The sequence below is a fragment of the Bordetella petrii genome (assembly GCF_020991325.1).
Taxonomy (GTDB): Bacteria; Pseudomonadota; Gammaproteobacteria; order Burkholderiales; family Burkholderiaceae_B; genus Bordetella_A; species Bordetella_A petrii_E.
In genome coordinates this window covers 1-866 of sequence record NZ_JAJMLX010000521.1, presented here as the reverse complement: position 1 = coordinate 866, position 866 = coordinate 1, and the positions used below count along the sequence as shown (strand labels likewise).

Annotated in this window: 1 pseudogene; it reads left to right on the top strand. The window is 65.0% G+C overall.

What is annotated here, in order from left to right:
* Positions 1–866, top strand: a pseudogene (locus tag LPZ50_RS25095) (hypothetical protein); the annotation flags it as partial.

The window sequence follows — 866 nt, the reverse complement described above, 5'->3', positions numbered from 1 at the left end:
GTCAACGCCACCGACGCGGTCAATGTCAGCCAGCTGACCAGCACCGAGCAGGCCTTGACCGACAAGGGCTTTGCACTGAAAGCCGGCGATGGCCAGACAGTGCAGAAGAAGTTGGGCGAGGCGGTCGACGTGGTGGGCGCGGACAGCAACGTGACCACCAAGGTGGCCAACGGGCAGGTGCAGATCGCGCTAGGCGACAGCATCAACGTGACCAACAACCTGAGTGTGGGCGGCACGACCAACCTGGGCAACAACACGCTGGTGGTCAAGCCGGGCGATGTCACCGTCGGCGGCAATACCACCGTGAACATGGGCGGCAACAAGGTCACCAACATCGCCAAGGGCGAGGCCGGCACCGACGCGGTAAACGTGAACCAGCTCAACGAACTGGCTGACAAGCCGCTGACTTTCACGGCGGACAGTGGCGCGGACCTGGACCGCAGGCTGGGCGATAAGGTAGGCATCAATGGCGCCGACAGCAACATCATCACCGAAACCACGGCGGGCGGCGTGCAGATCGCGCTGGCCAAGAACCTGGACCTGGGCCCGGCCGGCAGCGTGAAGACCGGCGACACGCTGGTGAACAACGCCGGCGTGGCGGTGGGCCCGGACGTGGCGCTGAACAACAGCGGGCTGGTCATCGCCAATGGTCCCAGCGTGACCAGCGGCGGCGTCAACGCCGGCGGCAAGACCATCACCAACGTGGCCGCGGGCGTCAATGCCACCGATGCGGTCAACGTCAGCCAGCTGACAAGCAAGGAAGGCGAACTGATCGACAAGGGCTTCGGCCTGAAAGCCGGCGATGGCCAGACAGTGCAGAAGAAGTTGGGCGAGGCGGTCGACGTGGTGGGCGCGGACAGCAACGT